At 74.3% G+C, this 17,673-nt stretch carries 17 protein-coding genes; 8 read left to right on the top strand and 9 right to left on the bottom strand.

Translation table 11 applies throughout. The features are described 5' to 3' along the window. Positions 1-28: 28 nt before the first annotated feature. Positions 29-1,204 carry an MFS transporter gene (locus tag ACIBCA_RS25430; RefSeq protein ID WP_396285302.1) on the top strand — a complete coding sequence of 392 codons (1,176 nt, stop codon included), beginning with the start codon at positions 29-31 and terminating at the stop codon, positions 1,202-1,204. Between the two features lie 157 nt (positions 1,205-1,361). Here ACIBCA_RS25430 and ACIBCA_RS25425 read toward each other — a convergent pair whose 3' ends face one another. Continuing rightward, the gene (locus tag ACIBCA_RS25425) at positions 1,362-1,796 is read right to left on the bottom strand and encodes a MerR family transcriptional regulator (RefSeq protein ID WP_396285301.1); all 435 of its coding nucleotides are present in this window, start codon (positions 1,794-1,796) and stop codon (positions 1,362-1,364) included. A gap of 110 nt (positions 1,797-1,906) precedes the next feature. Between ACIBCA_RS25425 and ACIBCA_RS25420 the strand changes: the two genes are divergently transcribed. Continuing rightward, positions 1,907-2,869, top strand: a complete 963-nt coding sequence (locus tag ACIBCA_RS25420; RefSeq protein WP_396285300.1) for an oxidoreductase — start codon at positions 1,907-1,909, stop codon at positions 2,867-2,869. A gap of 210 nt (positions 2,870-3,079) precedes the next feature. Continuing rightward, positions 3,080-4,945 (top strand): tetratricopeptide repeat protein, encoded by a 1,866-nt coding sequence (locus ACIBCA_RS25415; RefSeq protein WP_396285299.1) that lies wholly within the window; start codon positions 3,080-3,082, stop codon positions 4,943-4,945. Between the two features lie 507 nt (positions 4,946-5,452). On the opposite strand, the gene ACIBCA_RS25410 is transcribed toward ACIBCA_RS25415, so the two are convergent. After that, complete coding sequence (locus ACIBCA_RS25410) at positions 5,453-5,908, bottom strand: MarR family winged helix-turn-helix transcriptional regulator (RefSeq protein WP_396285298.1); 456 nt, start codon at positions 5,906-5,908, stop codon at positions 5,453-5,455. 59 nt (positions 5,909-5,967) lie between these two features. Between ACIBCA_RS25410 and ACIBCA_RS25405 the strand changes: the two genes are divergently transcribed. Further along, on the top strand, positions 5,968-6,342 hold the full coding sequence (locus tag ACIBCA_RS25405; RefSeq protein WP_396285297.1) for a hypothetical protein: 375 nt from the start codon (positions 5,968-5,970) through the stop codon (positions 6,340-6,342). Here the strand turns inward: ACIBCA_RS25405 and ACIBCA_RS25400 are convergent. Beyond that, complete coding sequence (locus ACIBCA_RS25400) at positions 6,309-6,497, bottom strand: DUF6011 domain-containing protein (RefSeq protein ID WP_396285296.1); 189 nt, start codon at positions 6,495-6,497, stop codon at positions 6,309-6,311. The genes ACIBCA_RS25405 and ACIBCA_RS25400 overlap by 34 nt on opposite strands. After that, entirely contained in the window at positions 6,494-6,883 is a 390-nt protein-coding gene (locus ACIBCA_RS25395) for a winged helix-turn-helix transcriptional regulator (protein WP_396285295.1), read from the bottom strand. Before ACIBCA_RS25395 ends, ACIBCA_RS25400 begins: the two co-directional genes overlap by 4 nt. A gap of 100 nt (positions 6,884-6,983) precedes the next feature. On the opposite strand from ACIBCA_RS25395, the gene ACIBCA_RS25390 reads away from it, so the two are divergent. Together ACIBCA_RS25390 and rarD are read left to right on the top strand one after the other, a co-directional pair. After that, on the top strand, positions 6,984-7,829 hold the full coding sequence (locus tag ACIBCA_RS25390; protein ID WP_396285294.1) for an SDR family oxidoreductase: 846 nt from the start codon (positions 6,984-6,986) through the stop codon (positions 7,827-7,829). Between the two features lie 133 nt (positions 7,830-7,962). Then, positions 7,963-8,961: an EamA family transporter RarD gene (gene rarD, locus ACIBCA_RS25385; RefSeq protein ID WP_396285293.1), complete on the top strand. Its 999-nt coding sequence runs from the start codon at positions 7,963-7,965 to the stop codon at positions 8,959-8,961. Here rarD and ACIBCA_RS25380 read toward each other — a convergent pair. The 3 genes from ACIBCA_RS25380 to ACIBCA_RS25370 are packed head-to-tail and all read right to left on the bottom strand — an operon-like array spanning position 8,951 to position 12,089. Continuing rightward, the gene (locus ACIBCA_RS25380) at positions 8,951-9,808 is read right to left on the bottom strand and encodes an ABC transporter permease (RefSeq protein ID WP_396285292.1); all 858 of its coding nucleotides are present in this window, start codon (positions 9,806-9,808) and stop codon (positions 8,951-8,953) included. The two genes, rarD and ACIBCA_RS25380, sit on opposite strands and share 11 nt — an antisense overlap. Next, on the bottom strand, positions 9,795-10,850 hold the full coding sequence (locus ACIBCA_RS25375; RefSeq protein ID WP_396285291.1) for an ABC transporter ATP-binding protein: 1,056 nt from the start codon (positions 10,848-10,850) through the stop codon (positions 9,795-9,797). The genes ACIBCA_RS25380 and ACIBCA_RS25375 overlap by 14 nt, the downstream gene beginning before the upstream one ends. Before the next feature lie 3 nt (positions 10,851-10,853). Beyond that, positions 10,854-12,089, bottom strand: coding sequence for an outer membrane lipoprotein carrier protein LolA (locus ACIBCA_RS25370; RefSeq protein WP_396285290.1), 1,236 nt, complete (start codon positions 12,087-12,089; stop codon positions 10,854-10,856). Positions 12,090-12,270: 181 nt separating this feature from the next. On the opposite strand from ACIBCA_RS25370, the gene ACIBCA_RS25365 reads away from it, so the two are divergent. After that, positions 12,271-14,862, top strand: a complete 2,592-nt coding sequence (locus ACIBCA_RS25365; protein WP_396285289.1) for a bifunctional FO biosynthesis protein CofGH — start codon at positions 12,271-12,273, stop codon at positions 14,860-14,862. Positions 14,863-15,017: 155 nt separating this feature from the next. Beyond that, entirely contained in the window at positions 15,018-16,139 is a 1,122-nt protein-coding gene (locus tag ACIBCA_RS25360) for an ADP-ribosylglycohydrolase family protein (RefSeq protein ID WP_396285525.1), read from the top strand. Between the two features lie 46 nt (positions 16,140-16,185). On the opposite strand, the gene ACIBCA_RS25355 is transcribed toward ACIBCA_RS25360, so the two are convergent. Both ACIBCA_RS25355 and ACIBCA_RS25350 read right to left on the bottom strand, forming a co-directional pair. Continuing rightward, positions 16,186-16,395 carry a DUF397 domain-containing protein gene (locus ACIBCA_RS25355; RefSeq protein ID WP_396285288.1) on the bottom strand — a complete coding sequence of 70 codons (210 nt, stop codon included), beginning with the start codon at positions 16,393-16,395 and terminating at the stop codon, positions 16,186-16,188. After that, complete coding sequence (locus tag ACIBCA_RS25350) at positions 16,392-17,255, bottom strand: helix-turn-helix domain-containing protein (RefSeq protein WP_396285287.1); 864 nt, start codon at positions 17,253-17,255, stop codon at positions 16,392-16,394. The genes ACIBCA_RS25355 and ACIBCA_RS25350 overlap by 4 nt, the downstream gene beginning before the upstream one ends. Positions 17,256-17,673: the final 418 nt, after the last annotated feature.

The raw sequence follows: 17,673 nt of genomic DNA, 5'->3' as shown, positions 1-17,673 counted from the left end.
ATCACCCCTTACGGAGGCGGAGTTCGCCATGCCCGTCGTCGTCGACCGCCCGCGCTACCGCTGGGCCGTCCTCGGAATCGCCACCTTCACCCAGGCCGCGAGCTGCTTCTTCGTCCAGGGCGTGGGCTCGCTCGGGCCCGCCCTGCAGAGCGGGCTCGACCTCTCCACCGGGCAGCTGGGGCTACTGCTCTCCGCCGCCCAATTCGTGCCGCTGATGGGGCTGTTGGTGGTCGGGCGGCTGCTCGACCGCTACGACGAGCGCTGGATCGTCGGCGCCGGCGCGCTGATCGTCGCCATCGGGCTGGCCCTGGGCGCCGCCGCGCCGGGGTACGGGGCGCTGCTGCTCGCGCTGCTGGTCGTCGGCGCCGGGTACAGCAGCGCGCAGCCGGGCGGCAGCAAGTCGGTGGCCTCCTGGTTCGACGGCTCGCAGCGCGGGCTGGCGATGGGCATCCGGCAGGCCGGTCTGCCGCTGGGCGGGGCGCTGGCGGCGGCTGTACAGCCTTGGCTGGCGCGGGAGTTCGGCTGGCGGGCGACGCTGGTGTGCGGGGCGCTGGTCGCGGCGGCGGGGGCGGCGGTCTTCGTCGGCCTCTACCGGCGCTCGCCGGGGGAGCGGCAGCCGGTGGCCGCTCTCCGGACGGGCGGGCCCACGCTGCTGCGCGAGCCCGCGATGCTGCCGATCGTGCTCTCCGGCGCCGGGCTGGTCGCGGCGCAGACCGGCGTCCTGATGCTCACCGTCCTGCACCTGCGCGACGCGGCCGGTCTGAGCGTCGCCTCCGCCGCGCTGGCGCTGATGGCCGCTCAGGCGGCGGGCATCGCGGGCCGGATCGGCCTGGCGGCGTGGAGCGACCGGGCGCGCTCCGGCCGCCACACCACCGTACGGGCCTGCCTCGCGGGCGTCGCGGCCTGCACGGCGGCCCTCGCCACGCCGCTCGGGGAGCATCCGGTGACGGCCTGCCCGCTGTTCGTCCTGCTCGGGTTCGTGGGGATCGGCTGGTACGGGCCGTGGGTCGCGCACGTCGCGGAGTCGGCGCCGGCGGGGCGGACGGGCTCGGCGCTGGGACTGGCGATGGCGGCGAACCAGGTGGTCGTCGTGCTGGCGCCGCCCGCGCTGGGGTGGTTGCGGGACGCGACGGGCGGGTTCGCGGCGGTGTGGCTGCTGCTGGCCGTGCTCGCGGGGGCGGCCTTTGCGGCGACCCGGCGCTGAGGGGGCCGGGGCACGTGTCGGAGCGAACCGGCCGGGGAGGAAGGGCATATGGCGACCGTGGCCCGCCACCCTCGTGGGTGACAGGCCATCTCGCTCCACGCTCCACGCTCAATGCGCGACGGCCGCTGCGGGCGGGTCACCGCCCTCGGGCGGGGCGTCAGAGCTCCGGTGCGCCCTCGCGGGCCGTCGGGTCCCAGAGTCCGGCGGCCTCGCCGCGGTCGAGGTGTTCGGCGTAGACGGCCGTCTTCCAGGCGATCAGCGAGCGGCACGCCTCCAGCGCGCGGATCTGCTCGTCGACGCGGCGGCGGTGGTCATCGAGCAGGCGCAGGCGGTCGGCCTCGTTGCCCGGGCCCTGGCGGACGAGTTCGGCGAAGCGGCGCAGGTCGGCCAGCGGCATGCCCGACTCGCGCAGCCGGACGCAGATCGCGAGCCACTCGACGTCGAGCGGCCGGTAGCTCCGCCGCCCGGCCGCGTCGCGCTCGACGGGGCCGACGAGCAGGCCCTCACGCTCGTAGAAGCGCAGCGCGTCCACACTCAGCCCGGTGCTCCGGGCAACCTCGCCGATTCCGATTCCGATTTCGATTCCCGCCACGCGGCCAGCGTACGGCGGGGCTTGAGCCGAACGTCGAGCCGAACGCTTGAGTCGAGCGCCCGAGCTAAACGCTTGAGCTGGACCGCACTCCAGCTCCTAGCCTCCCCGGCATGACCGCTACCGCTCAGCACCCTCTCGGCTCGCCCTTCTCCGCCGCCAGCACCGCCCGGGACGTCCTGGCCGGCCACGACCTCTCCGGCCGCACGGCCGTCGTGACCGGCGGCTCCTCCGGCCTCGGGCTGGAGACCGTCCGCGCCCTGGTGGAGGCCGGGGCCCGCGTCCTCGCGCCCGTCCGTACGGCCCCGTCCGCGCTCGACGGCGTCGAGACGCTGCCCCTGGACCTCACCGACCCGGCCTCCGTACGCGCCGCCGCCGCACGGATCGGGCAGGCCGTCGACCGGGTGGACCTGCTGATCGCCGCCGCCGGGGTGATGGCCACGCCGCGGCGGTACGTCGGGCCGGGCTGGGAGGCGCAGTTGGCGGCCAACCACCTCGGGCACCACCTGCTGGCCTGCGAGCTGTACCCGCTGCTGCGGGCCGCCGGTGCCTCGGGCGGGGCGCGGGTGGTCGCGTACAGCTCCGCCGGGCACATGCTCACCGGCATCCGCTGGCAGGACCCGCACTTCCGCACGGGGTACGACAAGTGGCTCGCCTACGGGCAGTCGAAGACGGCGAACGCGCTGTTCGCCGTGCACCTCGACGCGCTCGGCCGGGCCGACGGCGTCCGGGCGTTCAGTCTGCACCCGGGCAAGATCATCACGGGGCTGCAGCGGGAGATGACGCGGGCCGAACAGATCGACCGGGGGTGGATCGACGAGCGGGGCGACGTCGTCGGCGCCGGTTTCAAGTCCCCCTCCCAGGGCGCCGCCACGGGCCTGTGGGCCGCGACCTCCCCACTGCTGGACGGCCTCGGCGGCCTCTACCTGGAGGACTGTGAGGTCGCGCGCACGGCCGCCCCCGACAGCCCGATGGACGCGGGCGGGGTCCGGGCCCACGCCGTCGACCCCGGTTCGGCCGAGCGCCTCTGGGAGCTGTCGCAGGCCGCGACGGGCGCCGCGCCGCTCGGCGGCTGAACCGGGCACGCCGTGCACGGGAAGTCGGTCCGGCCGACTTCCCGGGCACGCCGGTCGGAGGCAGATCCCGCAGGACAGCCGCTCCCCGGCCCGGGGCCGCGTCGGTGCGCCCACCGTCGTGGCGGCGAGGGTGATCATCTGTCGGCAACCCGCGCGGGATAGCCTCGTCCGCGCATGACGCGCGTAACACGACGGGGACGGGGGCACAGCATGGGGCATGCCGAGGATGAGGACGATCCGAGACTGGCGGCCGAGGGGGAGGTGGCCATCGCCCGGCTGGCCATCGACTCCGGGGATCTGACGCACGCTGCCGACCACCTCGCGGACGCCATCGTCGCGGACCCGCAGCTGCCCGAACTGCACGAGGCGCTGGCCGAGTTGTGCGCGGCGGCGGGTGGGCCGGCCGCCGCCCGCGAGCTGTTCCCGCTCGAGGGGCAGGTGTACCTGGGGACCGTCGTCTGCCGCGCCCACGTCGAGGCGGCCGCCGGGGACTGGGACAGTGCCGTCGGGCTGCTCGCCTCCGCCATCCAGTACGAGCCCGCCCAGCCCTGGGCCCACGCCGCCTGGCTCGCCCGCGAGGACCTGCCCTCCCTCGTCGACCCCGACGCCGTCGCCCAGGCCGTCGCCCGCGCGGCCGGGCCGCTGCCGGACCCCCTGCCCGGCGAACTCGCCGACACCGTACGGCCGTTCCACACCTTCGTGCAGGCCGTCCTCGATCGCCACGCGGACCACCCGCTGCTGCTCGCCATGGCCTCCGGCCTCACCCGCCGCCTCGGCGCCACCACCCGCGCCGTCGAACTCGCCGAACGCGCCCACCGCCTCGCCCCCGGCTACCTGCCGTCCGTCATGCTCGGCAACGCCCTGCGCGCGGACGGCCGCCCCGAACAGGCCCTCGCCGTCTGGGAGGCCGAGCTCGGCCGCACCCCGCCCGAGCGAGACGACTCCAGCGGCTACCTCGCCGTCGACGTCGCCGAACTGTACGGCGCCCTCGGCCGCCCCGCCGAGGGCCTGCCCTGGCTCGACCGGGTGCTCGCCGCCGAACCCGGCCACCCCAAGGCCGGCCCCGCCCGGCACGCCCTGCGGCACGCCGTCGACGGCGACCCGGCCCACCTGCTGGCCCTCGCCGACCATCACCGCGCCCACCCCGAGCACGAGTACGCCCACGAGCTGCTCGAGCGCCTCAGCCGCCGCGAGACCTGGCTCGGCATGGTCGCCGGCGCCACCGAGGCCACCGTCAACCTCATGCGCCAGGTCCTCGCCGAGGAGACCACCACCCGCGACACCCCGCTCGACTGCAGCGCCTCCGCGCTCGAACCGCCCAGCACCGTACTGGCGTTGCACCTCGCCCTGCCACGCTCCAGCGTCTCCTACCAGGCGGTCGGCGAACCGGACCCCCGGGTGCCGCTCGCCCCCGGCACCAGCCTGTGGACCTGGGACGGGACGGACCCGCGCCCGGCCGTCGCGCCGCCCTCCGCGGACGGCGCCGAACTGGTGCGGGCCACGGCGGAGATCGTCTGGCCGACCGTCCCCGCCGCGTACGACCATGCGGTCCGGCTCGCCGGCCTGCCGGTCGAGGACCTGCTCGGCGCGATCGTCCACCCGCCGCTGCCCCGCGAGGACGAGCTCGGGCGGGCGCTCCTTTCCCACCAGCCCGAACTGTGGGTCCGCGCCGTCCAGACCTTCGCCTGCCTCGGGCTCGCGCACCACCGCACCGACCAGCCGTGGGCCGACTCCGACCGGCGGCGGCTGCTGAGCGACCTGCTCCTCGGGCCCGAGGACTGGGTCGTCGAGGCGGCGGGCTTCGCCCTCCTCGCCATCGGCTGGACCCACCCCGACACCCGGCCCGACGTCGCCGGGCTCCTCGGCCGCCGCCTCCGCCACCTCGCCACCGCCCGCCGCACCCGCACGGTCACCATCGAGCGCTCCTTCGCCGCCCTCACCCTCGCCGCCCCCTGGCTGCCCCCCACCGACCGCGCCCTCGCCCACACCCTCCTGCGCCCGGCCCCCGCCGCACCCGCCGCCGCCGCCGCCCAGCCCCGCCCGGGCTTCCTGCGCCGCCTCTTCCGCCGCCCCTGACACCGCCCGCGCGCAGGAACGTGCGCAGGAAGTCGGCCCAGCCGACTTCCTGCGCACACACCGGCGTTCCGAGCGGCCGCCCCCATCGCACGCTCTGCGGCCGCCACCGGCAACGCGGCGCCGCCCGAGCCTTCGCCTGGCTCCCACCTCGCCCCCGCCGCCCCGCCTGCGCCGCCCCTCGGGGTGGCCGACCGGCGCCGGCGAGGGAGCCGGGGCGTTGGAGGTGGTGTCCGGGGTGGGCGCCGCGGCCGGCCTCCCGGAGGGGTGGGGTGGCCGGCTGCCGCGCGCTCTGCCTCTGGTGACAGGTGAGGGCCGGGTGTTGTGGGCGGTGCCCAGGGCGGGCTGCCCTGGGCACCGGCCGCCCCGTGGGGCGCGGGCCGTGCCCCTTGCCTGATCGGCCCCTCACGGCCGGCCTGCGTCGCCCAGCAGTCGGGACACCAGCCCGGACGGGGTGGGCGTTTACGGGCGGTTGCGTCTTTCGTGCGCCCCGAGGAGCGAGGAGCGGTCTCAGTGGGGGAGGCGGTGCCTGGCGAGGGTGTGGAGGGCGTGGGTGAGGGTGGCGCGCTCGGGGTCGGCGAGGGCGGCGGTCAGGTCGGCGTCGGCGGCTTCGGCGGCGTTGACGCAGAGGTCGAGGAGGCGGCGGCCTTCGGGGGTGAGGGTGAGGACTTGGCGGCGGCGGTCCTCGGGGTCGCGGACGCGTTCGACGGCGCCCAGTTCCTCGAGTTGGTCGGCGAGGGCGACGATCAGGCTGGGCGCGACTCCGAGGCGGGTGGCCAGTTCCTGTTGAGAGGCTGCGGCGCCGGCGTCGAGGGAGGCGAGGACTCCGGCGTGTTTGGGCTTGAGGCCCAGTTCCTCGACGCGTTCCGCGAAGTGGTCGGCGGCCAGAGCGCCGAGTGTCCCCAGATTGAAGACGACGGTTGCGCGGAGCGCTTCGGCTCCCCTGATTTCCTTGACATCGCTCACGAGGAGAATGGTAGCTTCGGCATATCGTTCTAAGTGAGAATGATTCAGGGGGAGATGAAATGAAGGCTCTGCTCGTCGCCAACGCGCTGGCCGTCCTCGGGAGTGCGGGGTCCAGCGTCGCCGGGGTGCTGCGTCCGGGGCTGGTCCTGTCGGCCGGAGAGGTGATCACGGCGGGGACGGACCTGTACGCCCGGGCCTACGCCGTCCGCGCCGTGCCGCTGGGGCTGGTGACCGCGTGGGTGCTGCTGGCGGGGCCGCGGGCTGCCGCCTGGCCCCTGCTGGTCGTCTCCGGGTTCGCCCAGGTGGGGGACTCGGCGATCGGCGCCAAGCAGCGCAACGCCGGGATGGCGTTCGGTGCGGGGGCCGTCGCGGTGCTGCATCTCGCGTCCGCCTGGTGGCTCTACGGGAAGAGCGGGTCCTGGGCGACGTCGTAGCGCGGGGTGCGGTCGGAGGGGTCGCGGCACTCGGGGCCGAGGCGCAGCATGCGCGACTCGGGGTCGTGGAGGGGCCGGTGGCAGCGGCGGCAGGTGACGTGGGGGCGCAGGACCTCGGGGGTGTCGGTGCCGGGGAGGGGGTCGGGGGTCGTCATGCCGAGGCCCCTGCCGTGCGGACGTCGTAAGACTCCCGCGCGGCCTCGACGGCCGGGACGCGCCGCTCCGACCAGTGGGCGAGCGCCGCGACGAGTTCGGCGGCCTCCCGCCCCAGCGGGGTGAGGCTGTAGTCGACGCGCGGCGGGATCACGGGGTGGGCCTCGCGCAGGACGAAGCCGTCGCGCTCCAGGGTCTGGAGGGTCTGGGCGAGCATCTTCTCGCTGACGCCGGAGACCCGGCGCCGCAGTTCGCTGAACCGGTAGCCGCGCTCGTGGAGCGCGCCGAGCACGAGGACGCCCCAGCGACTGGTGACGTGCTCCAGCACGCCGCGCGAGGGGCAGAGCCGGTCGAAGACGTTCGGCGGGGGCAGCTCACTTACCTTCATATCAGTACCCTACTTTGAAGTGCGTACTTTCGAAAGGTTAGTGCCCTCCGTAGGGTGAGTGACGAGGTCACAAGGACAGCCATCCAGAAGGAGCACCCCCATGTACGTCGTCACCGGAGCCACCGGCCAGCTCGGCCGTCTCGCCGTCGAGAGCCTGCTCGCCAAGGTCCCGGCCGCCGAGGTGGCCGTCACCGTCCGTTCGGCGGAGAAGGCGGCCGACCTGGCCGCGCGCGGCGTGAGCGTGCGCGTCGTCGACTACGACCGCCCGGAGTCCCTCGCGGGCGCCTTCGCGGCCGGTGACCGGGTGCTGTTCATCTCGGGCAGCGAGGTGGGCCGCCGCCTGCCGCAGCACCGGGCGGTGGTGGACGCGGCGAAGGCGGCCGGGGTCGCGCTGCTCGCGTACACGTCCATCCTCGGCGCGGCGACCTTCGCCCTGGCGGACGAGCACAAGGCCACCGAGGCGATGATCCTCGACTCCGGCCTCCCGTACGTGTTCCTGCGCAACGGCTGGTACACCGAGAACTACCTGGGCGACGTGGCCGGCACGGTGGAGCGCGGGGTCGTCCTGGGCAGCGCGGGCGAGGGCCGGGTGGCCACCGCCCCGCGCGGGGACTACGCGGAGGCGGCCGTCGCCGCCCTGACCGGCGACGCGTCGAACGAGACGTACGAGCTGAGCGGCGACGCCGCCTGGAGCCTGGGCGAGCTGGCCGCCGAGCTGGCGCAGGCGAGCGGCCGCCCGGTGGCGCACCGGGACGTCGCCCCGGCCGAGCACCTGGCCGCGCTGGTCGGCGCGGGCCTGCCGGAGGGCTTCGCCGGCGCGCTGGTGGACGTGGACGCGGGCATCGCGCGCGGCGAGCTGGCGGGCACCCCGGGCGACCTGGCCCGGCTCATCGGCCGCCCGACCGTCCCGCTGGCCGAGTCCGTCCGCGCGGCCGTCGGCGCCTGAGCCCATCCGTACGGACCCAGGCATGTCCGGTATTCAAGCAATGTCATGACCAAAATCTGAAAACGGACGTGACAGCCTCCCTCCCCGCCCGCTACCGTCGCCTGGACACACGCGCGCGGGAGGGTGGCCGGCCATGCCAGAGACGACGGACCAGGACAACGGCAGGGGCCTCTGGTACGGCATCGCGGCCTACGGGATCTGGGGGCTCTTCCCCTTGTTCTGGCCGCTGCTGGAGCCCGGCGCCGCCGACGACATCCTCGCCAACCGGATGGTCTGGTCCCTGATCGCCGTCGTCCTGCTCCTGGTGGCGCAGCGGCACTGGGGCTGGATACGCCCGCTGCTGCGCCAGCCGCGCCGCCTGGCGATGCTGGCCGGCGCCGCCGCGGTGATATCCGTCAACTGGGGCGTCTACATCTGGGCCGTCAACGCCGGCCACGTCGTCGAGACCAGTCTCGGGTACTTCATCAACCCGCTGGTCACCATCGCCTTCGGCGTCCTGGTGCTCAAGGAGCGGCTGCGCCGCGCGCAGTGGACGGCGGTGGGCGTCGGCGCGGCCGCCGTCGCGGTGCTGAGCGTGGCGTACGGGCGGCTGCCCTGGATCGCGCTGGTGCTGGCGTTCTCCTTCGCCACGTACGGCCTGCTGAAGAAGAAGGTCGGGCTGAGCGGGCTGGAGAGCCTCGCGGCGGAGAGCGCCTTCATGTTCCCCTTCGCCCTCGCCTACATGGTCTACCTGGAGGTCGCCGGGCGCGGCACCTTCGGGCACACCGTGGAGGGCAGCTACGGCTGGGGGCACTCGGGGCTGCTGATGCTCAGCGGTGTGATCACCGCGATCCCACTGATGTGCTTCGGGGCGGCGGCGGTGCGGGTGCCGCTGACGGTGCTGGGGCTGCTGCAGTACCTGGCGCCGGTGTTCCAGTTCCTGATCGGCGTCGCGGTGTTCCACGAGTCGATGTCCTCGGCGCGCTGGGCCGGGTTCGCCCTGGTCTGGCTCGCGCTGGCCACGCTCACCTGGGACGCGCTGCGCCAGGTGCGCACGGACCGCGCCGGACGGGCCGCGGCCGCCGCAGCAGCAACGGCGGCGGCGCAGCCCGTCCTCGCACAGACTCAGCAGGAAGAAGCCGTCACGCGCTGATGTCCCGGCTGGTGAACCGCGCCCAGGCCGCCGAGCCGAACACGGCGACGTAGGCGGCCTGGAGCCCGAGGTCCTTGAGCACGCCGTCCCAGTACATCGGGGCGCGCAGCAGGTCCGAGAAGCTCATCCAGTAGTGCGGGAAGAGGAACGGCCGCACGGCGTCCAACTGCGGGAAGGCGTCCAGGATCTGGACGGTGATCACCAGGCTCACGGTGGCGGCCATGGCCGCGATGCCGCTGCCGGTGAGGGTGGAGACGAACAGGCCGATCGCCACCAGCCCGGACAGGGAGAGGGCGACGACCCCGGCGACCAGCAGGGCCCGGGGCAGGGCCTCGGCGAGGCCGATGGTGTCCCCGGAGATCAGGGTGACCTCGCCGAGCGGGAACAGCGCGGCCCCGGCGGCCAGGGCCGAGGCGGTGACGACGGCGGTCGCGGCCAGGCAGAACGCCATCCCGGCGGTGAACTTGGCGGCCAGCAGCCTGGTCCGCCCGGCGGGGGCGACGAGCAGGTAGCGCAGGGTGCCGGTGGCGGCCTCCCCGGCCACGGCGTCCCCGGCGACGACGCCGACCGTCATCGGCAGGAAGACGGGCAGGGCCACCGCGAGGGCGGTGAAGATCAGGAAGATCCCGTTCTGGGTGGTCTGGGCGATGAAGCTCGGGCCGCCGCCCCCGTCGTGGGGGCTGTCGGTGTTGAGCTTGACGACCACCCCGATCAGGACGGGCAGCAGCGCGAGGATGCCCAGCAGCACCTGGGTGCGCAGCCGCCGGAAGGTCAGGTGCAGCTCGTTGCGGAACAGCGCGAGGAAACCGCCCACGCGCACGGCCGGCAGCGGTTCAGCCAGCGACATCGAATCCCTCCCCGGTCAGCGCCACGAAGGCGTCCTCCAACGTGCCGCGCTCCAGCCCGAATCCGTGCACCCGCACCCCGGCCTCGACCAGGGCGGCGCACAGCTTGGGCAGCGCGTCCTCCCCGAGCTCGCCGGCCTCGCCGGTGACGCGCCCGTCATCGAGGACGGGCGTGCCGACCCGGTGCGCGGTGAGCACCTCGGCGGCCAGCGCCGTGTCGGGGGTGCGCACGACGAGGCGGTCCTGGGCCCGGGCGGCGAGTTCGGCGACGGTGCCCTGCACGAGGAGCCGGCCGCGGGACATCACGGCGGCGTGGGTGCAGACCTGCTCGATCTCGTCCAGCAGGTGCGAGGAGAGGAACACGGTGGTGCCCTCGGCGGCGACCTCCCGCACCAGCGCCCGGATCTCCCGCATGCCCTGCGGGTCCAGGCCGTTGGTGGGCTCGTCCAGGACGAGCAGTTCGCGCGGGCGCAGCAGCGCCGAGGCCAGGCCCAGGCGCTGCTTCATGCCCAGCGAGTAGGCGCGGGCCTTCTTGCCCGCGGCGGCGCCCAGGCCGACGCGCTCCAGCGCGGCCTCGACCCGCCGGGCGCGGGTGCGCGGGTCGGCGGTGGGGTCGGCGGCGTCGAAGCGGACGAGGTTGTCCCGGCCGGTGAGGAAGCCGTACAGGGCGGGGCCCTCGATGAGCGCGCCGACGCGCGGCAGTACGGCGGCGACGGACTGCGGCATGGGCGCGCCGAGCACGGTGGCGACCCCGGAGGTGGGGGTGATCAGACCCATCAGCATCCGGATGGTGGTGGTCTTGCCGGAGCCGTTGGGGCCGAGGAAGCCGAAGACGGAGCCGCGCGGGACGCTCAGGTCCAGGGAGTCGACGGCGAGCTGGCCGCCCCGGAAGCGCTTGGTCAGGCCCCGGGTGCGGATGACGTCGTCGGAAGAGGAGGGGGAGGAGGGGGAGGTGACAGGAACGGGAACGGGGGCCGGGCGCCCTGCGGCGCCCGTACCCCCGGCCGGGCCCGTAACGTCCCCCGTTACGGGTGCCTCGGTCATGCCTCAGTTCACCCCGGCGGCGTGCTGGAGGACGGAGGAGGTGACGGCGCCGGCGAAGACCCGGCCGTCGTCGGTGAGCAGGACGTTGACGACCTTGGTGCTGATCAGGGTGCCGCCCTTGACCGGCTTGCCGAGGGACTTGATCAGGCCCTTCGGGTTCAGGGCCGGGCCGTCGTGCTTGCCCTTGCCCTTGCCCTCGTCGCCCTTGGGCGCGGGGGCGGTGAGGTCCGGCAGCTTGCCGGTGAGGACCGTCGTCCAGCCCTCGCCGATCACGTTGAGGTCCTCGGGCTTGCCCGCCGCCTGGCCGAGGATGCCCTGCGGGTGCGCGGCCTCGGCCTTGTGCTCGGCCTTGTCCCCTGCCTTCTCCTCCGTCACCTTGGCGCCCTTGGGCACGGTGAAGTCGAAGGTCTTGGCGTCGGGCTTGGCGAAGGACACGTCGGTGAAGTGGGCATCCAGCACGGTGGAGCCGTCGGTGGAGCGGACCTGCACCGCCAGCGGCACGCCGTTCTCGGCGGCGACGGAGATGCGCACCTCGTAGATGGTCGAGCCCTCCTGGGTGGGCTTGACGCTCAGCTTGTAGGCGTTCTGCCCGGCGACCTTGGTGGTGCCGGTGACGCTCACCTCGGTGGTGCCGGCGCCGGCGGTCAGGAACTGCTTGGCGGCCTCCTGCGGCGTGGTCGGCACCTGGGTCAGCGGCGCCTTGGGGTGCTCGGCGCCGGCGGGCCGGCCGGTGCGGTGCACGGCGGTGTTGGTGGAGCTGTCCCAGGCCCAGTGCTGGTCGCCGTTGTGGACGAGGGTGTAGCCGGCCATGTTCTCCAGCAGGTCGACCCGCTGGTGCTCCGGCCCGTCCACCGCGACGCGCAGCGTCTGGTCCCCGCCGAGGACGCCGAGCAGCTTGCTCTGCGGGTCGGCGCCGCCCTTGGCGGAGCCGTGGCCGCCGGCCGCGCCGAGGCCGCCCGCGGCGCCCAGCAGGCCCGAGGGCAGGCCGAGGTCGGTGGAGACCTTGACGGTGCCGGAGACGCTCTGGGCGTCGGAGCCGAGGACCTTGGCGACGAGCTGCTCGGCGGTCAGCGAGGGCAGGTCGGGCGGGGAGTCGGCGGCCAGGGCGGGCACCAGGCCGACCCCGGCGGCGATCGTCGCGGCGATGGCCAGGGGCACCGCCGCCCGGACCAGGGTGCGGCGCCGCGAGCGGTACGGGGCGCCCCCGTCCACGTCCACCGCCGTCGTCTCGTTCGTCATGGCGTCCTCAACTCCTCTGCGCAAACCAGCGATTGCCTCTGTCACACCATTAGAGACCGCCGCGCGGCGTCCGTCATCGCCCTACGGGGCCACTTCGGCGTGGCCCTCTCGGCTACTGCGACCCTGAGGCGTCTCAGGGTTGGGCCCTCCCCGGGTACGACCCCTGGCGTAGGGTCACGCCATGGACGCAACCGCCATGGACGCAGCAGGCAACCCCCCGACCGCGAACGCGATGCGCCGCGCGCTGCGCCGCGCCCGGGACGGTGTCGCCCTCGACCTGACCGAGGCGTCCGTGCTGCTCCAGGCCAGGGGCGAGGACCTGGCCGACCTGTGCGCCAGTGCCGCCCGGGTGCGCGACGCCGGTCTGGAGGCGGCCGGGCGCCCCGGCGTCATCACCTACTCCAAGAGCGTGTTCATCCCGCTCACCCGGCTCTGCCGCGACAAGTGCCACTACTGCACCTTCGCGACCGTGCCCGGCAAGCTGCGCCGGGCCGGCCACGGGATGTTCATGTCCCCGGACGAGGTGTTGGAGGTGGCCCGGCGCGGGGCCGAACTCGGCTGCAAGGAAGCCCTGATCACCCTCGGCGACAAGCCCGAGGACCGCTGGCCCGAGGCCCGCGAGTGGCTGGACGCCCACGGCTACGACGACACCGTCGCGTACGTGCGGGCGATGTCCATCCGCATCCTGGAGGAGACCGGGCTGCTGCCGCACCTCAACCCCGGGGTGCTCGGTTGGACGGACTTCCAGCGCCTCAAGCCCGTCTCCGCCTCGATGGGCATGATGCTGGAGACCACCGCCACCCGCCTGTGGAGCGAGCCCGGCGGCCCCCACTACGGCTCCCCGGACAAGGAACCGGCCGTCCGGCTGCGGGTGCTGGAGGACGCGGGCCGCAGCTCGGTGCCGTTCACCAGCGGCCTGCTGATCGGCATCGGCGAGACGTACGAGGAGCGCGCCGAGTCGCTGTTCGCGCTGCGCAAGGTCTCCCGGACCTACCACGGCGTGCAGGAGCTGATCCTGCAGAACTTCCGCGCCAAGCCGGACACGGCGATGCGCGGCATGCCGGACGCCGAACTGGACGAGCTGGTCGCCACGGTGGCCGTCGCCCGGCACCTGATGGGCCCCGCCGCCTGCCTCCAGGCCCCGCCGAACCTGGTGGACGGCGAGTACGCGCGGCTGATCGCCGCGGGTGTCGACGACTGGGGCGGCGTCTCGCCGCTCACCCCCGACCACGTCAACCCCGAGCGTCCCTGGCCCCAGATCGACCGCCTCGCCGAGCAGTCCGCCGCCGCCGGCTTCGAGCTGCGCGAGCGCCTGGCCGTCTACCCCGAGTACGTGCTGCGCGGCGAGCCCTGGCTGGACCCGCGGGTGCTGCCGCACGTCCGGGCCCTGGCCGACCCGGCGACGGGCCTGGCGAACCCGGACGCGGTGGTGCGGGGACTGCCCTGGCAGGAGCCCGAGGACCTGCCCGAGTCGTACGGCCGCACCGACCTGCACACGGCCGTCGACACCGAGGGCCGCACCGGCGACCGCCGGGCCGATTTCGAGGACGTGTACGGGGACTGGGAGGTGCTGCGCGAGCAGGTGCTCGCCCAGGGCGCCCCCGAGCGCCTGGCGGGGGACCTGCGCGAGGCCCTGGCCGTGGCCGCCGACGACCCGGAGAAGCTCACCGACGACCACGCGCTGGCCCTCTTCCACGCCGACGGCCCGGCCCTGGACGCCCTGTGCCGGATCGCCGACGACGTGCGCCGCGACGCGGTCGGGGACGAGGTCACCTACTGCGTCACCCGGAACATCAACTTCACCAACGTCTGCTACACCGGCTGCCGCTTCTGCGCCTTCGCCCAGCGCCGCACCGACGCCGACGCCTACACCCTCTCCCTGGAGCAGGTCGCCGACCGGGCCGCGCAGGCGTGGGAGGTGGGCGCCACCGAGGTGTGCATGCAGGGCGGCATCCACCCGGACCTGCCCGGCACCGCCTACTTCGACATCGCCCGCGCGGTGAAGGAGCGGGTGCCCGGCATCCACGTGCACGCCTTCTCCCCGATGGAGGTCGTCAACGGCGCCACCAGGACGGGCCTTTCGATCCGCGAGTGGCTGCAGCGGGCCAAGGAGGCGGGCCTGGACAGCATCCCCGGCACCGCCGCCGAGATCCTCGACGACGACGTCCGCTGGGTGCTCACCAAGGGCAAGCTGCCCGCCGCGACCTGGGTCGAGGTCGTCAGCACCGCGCACGAGCTGGGCCTGCGCTCCTCCTCCACGATGATGTACGGGCACGTGGACACCCCGCGGCACTGGCTCGGCCACCTGCGCCTGCTCGCCGAGATCCAGCAACGCACGGGTGGCTTCACGGAGTTCGTGACCCTGCCGTTCATCCACACCAACGCCCCGGTCTACCTGGCCGGCATCGCCCGCCCCGGCCCCACCGCTCGGGACAACCGCGCGGTGGTCGCGATGGCCCGGCTGCTGCTGCACCCGCACATCCGCAACATCCAGACCAGCTGGGTCAAGCTCGGCGCGGAGGGCGCCGCCGAGATGCTGCGCTCGGGCGCCAACGACCTGGGCGGCACGTTGATGGAGGAGACCATCTCGCGGATGGCCGGCTCCTCCTACGGCAGCTACAAGTCGGTGCGCGACCTCCAGGCGATAGCGGAGGCCGCGGGCCGCCCGCACCGCCAGCGCACCACGCTGTACGGGGAGGTGCCGCCCGAGCGGCTGGCCGCCGCGCTGGCCTCGGACGGGCACCTGCCCAAGCTGCTGCCCGTCCTGGACTGAGCGTCGCCGGGGGCGGGAGGACTGCGAGGGGACTGCGAGGGGACAGCGAGGGAACCGTCGATCCGTTCGGCTCCTCGAAGTACAGTGCGAGGGCGCGCGCCGCGGACGAGGCGTCGCGCGCCGCCCCCGCCCCCGACGAAAGGCGCCCCCTCGTGATGCCACTGTGGTCCCGCGCGCAGCAGCAGGACTTCCGCAGCAGGGTGCGGGGCTGTCTGCTCGGCGGAGCCATCGGCGACGCGCTCGGCGCCGGCGTCGAGTTCGAGCCGCTGGACAAGATCCGGGACCGCCACGGCCCCCAGGGCGTCACCGGCTACCTCCCGGCGTACGGGCGCGCCGAGGGCGGCGCGATCACCGACGACACCCAGCTCACCCTCTTCACCGTGGACGGCCTCATACGGGCCCACATCCGGCGCGAGTCCGGCGCCTGGCACCCGCCCACCGACCTGCACCTGGCCTACCGGCGCTGGGCCGACACCCAGCGCGACTGGGGCCCGGACGAGCGCCGCCCCGACCTCGGCTGGCTCGGCCGCGAGGAGTGGCTCTACGCCCAGCGCGCCCCCGGCCAGGGCTGCCTGACGGGCCTCAGCGGCCCGGACGGCGAGCGGCTCGGAACGCTCGAGCGGCCCAAGAACCCGCACTCCAAGGGCTGCGGCACGGTCGTGCGGGCGGCGCCCTTCGGGCTGCTCGCCACCTGGGAGCCGAACCTGGTGTTCCAGCTCGCGGTGGAGTGCTCCGTCCTCACCCACGGCCACCCCACCGGCTACCTCGCGGCGGGCGCCTACGCGGTGATCGTCCAGTCGGTGGCGCGCGGCGGCACCCTGGAGGAGGGCGTGCACCTGGCGCTGGCGCTGCTGTCCGAGCGGGTGGGGCACGAGGAGACCACGGCCGCCCTGCGGGCCGCGCTGGACGCCGTACGGGCCGGGGAGCCGTCCGCCGAGCGGGTGGAGGCGCTGGGGGAGGGCTGGGTCGCCGAGGAGGCGCTCGCGATCGCGGTGTACTGCGCGCTGGTCGCCCACGACGTGACCTCGGGGCTGCTGCTCGCCGTCAACCACTCCGGGGACAGCGACTCCACCGGCGCCCTCTGCGGGGGCCTGCTCGGGGTGCTGCACGGGGACACCGCGCTGCCGCCGGGCCTGGTGGCCGGGCTGGAGGGGCGCGGGGCGATCCTCGAACTCGCCGACGACTTCGTGCTGGAGCTCGTGCACGGCGGCGAACTGCACGACAGGGGCACGGCGGCGGGCGCGGTGTGGGCCCGGCGCTACCCGGTGGAGGGCTGAGCCGGCCGGAGGGCCGGTCCCAGCCCCCTACCGGGAGGGGGACCGCTCAGGCCGCCTCGAAGCCGTTCACGGCCGCCGCCGACGCGAACGCCCGCCAGGCTTCGGCGGAGAAGCGCAGCTGCGGACCGGACGGGTCCTTGGAGTCGCGCACGGCCACCGCGCCCGAGGTCGGGACGGCCATCTCCACACAGGCACCGGCACCGCCGCTGTAAGAGCTCTTGCGCCACGTCAACGGGTGTTCGGGGGTGGTGTTCATCGGTGGTAATCCTCTCCAATACGGGCTATCAGCGTCCGGCTCTCCGCGACCCCGAGGGCGGCGGCCCTCAGGTAGTCGTAGAGACCGGTATAACGACGCACGTCAGCCTCTTTCTCGAGGTAGAGATCGCTCGTCACACCTTCGAAGTAGACAACTGTCGAATCGGCTGACTCGGGGAACTCCAGCAGGGAGAATGTCCCGGTCATTCCGGGGTGGGCGCCGTGCGAGAACGGGATCACCTGGATGGTGATGTTCGACCGCTGGCTCAGCTCCAGCATGTGCTTGAGCTGCTGGGCCATCACCTCGTGGCTGCCGACCACGCGCCGCAGCACCGCCTCGTCGATGACCGTCCACAGACTTCCCAGCTGGTTCTCGCCGTTGACGCGCTCCTGGCGCTTCATCCGCACCTGCACCCTGCGCTGCACGGAGAGCGCGTCGGTGTCCGGCTGGGTGCCCTCGACGACGGCGTGGGCGTACTGCTCGGTCTGGAGCAGGCCCGGGACGAAGGAGGACTCGTACGCGCGGATCGAGGACGCCTCGGCCTCCAGGCCGATGTAGACGCTGTACGGGGTGGGCATGTCGTTGAAGTCGTGCCACCAGCCGCGCTGGCGGGACTCCTTGGCCATGTCCATCAGGCTGGTGCGCATCTGCTCGTCGGTGACCTCGTACACGTCGCAGAGGTCGCGCACGTCCCGCTGGCTGATGCTCCGGCGCCCGTTCTCCAGCCGGCTGATCTTCGACTGGGAGACCATCAGGCGACCGGCGACCTCCTCGGCCGTCATGCCCCGGTTCTCGCGGAGCCTGCGCAGTTCGGAGCCGAGGCGCCGGCGGCGCACCGTGGGGTTGATGTTCGCGGACACGTCGACCTCCGGCCGTACCTCTGCTGAACGTTGGAACGGCAGCCCTCGGGACACTTCGGACAATGGGACCTACCCCCCTGACTCGGAGCAGCATGACACCTCGGTCGGTCCGGTGCCGCGAATTCGCAGGAGCGGGGTAGAACAGATCGTCGGAAAACCACTTCTGCGGGACAGCACGGGCGCCGGGATGGTAATGCGACTCGGCTTGCGCGGAACAGTGTTGCTACCTGCCTCTACCCCGAAGCGGCGCGCTTGCCCCTGGCACGTGCACGCGGACACCCCGGCGGCGTCGGCGGGCACGCCCGAGGGGCGGGGGGGCGCGCCCCCCCGGGGGGGGGGGGCCCCCCCCCCCGGGGGCGGGGGGGGGGGGCGGGGGCCGGGGGGGGGGGGGCCGCCGGGGCCCGGCGCGGCCCCCGGG

Source organism: Kitasatospora sp. NPDC051170, assembly GCF_044455705.1.
GTDB lineage: Bacteria > Actinomycetota > Actinomycetes > Streptomycetales > Streptomycetaceae > Kitasatospora.
This window is presented reverse-complemented; position numbering and strand designations above follow the sequence as displayed.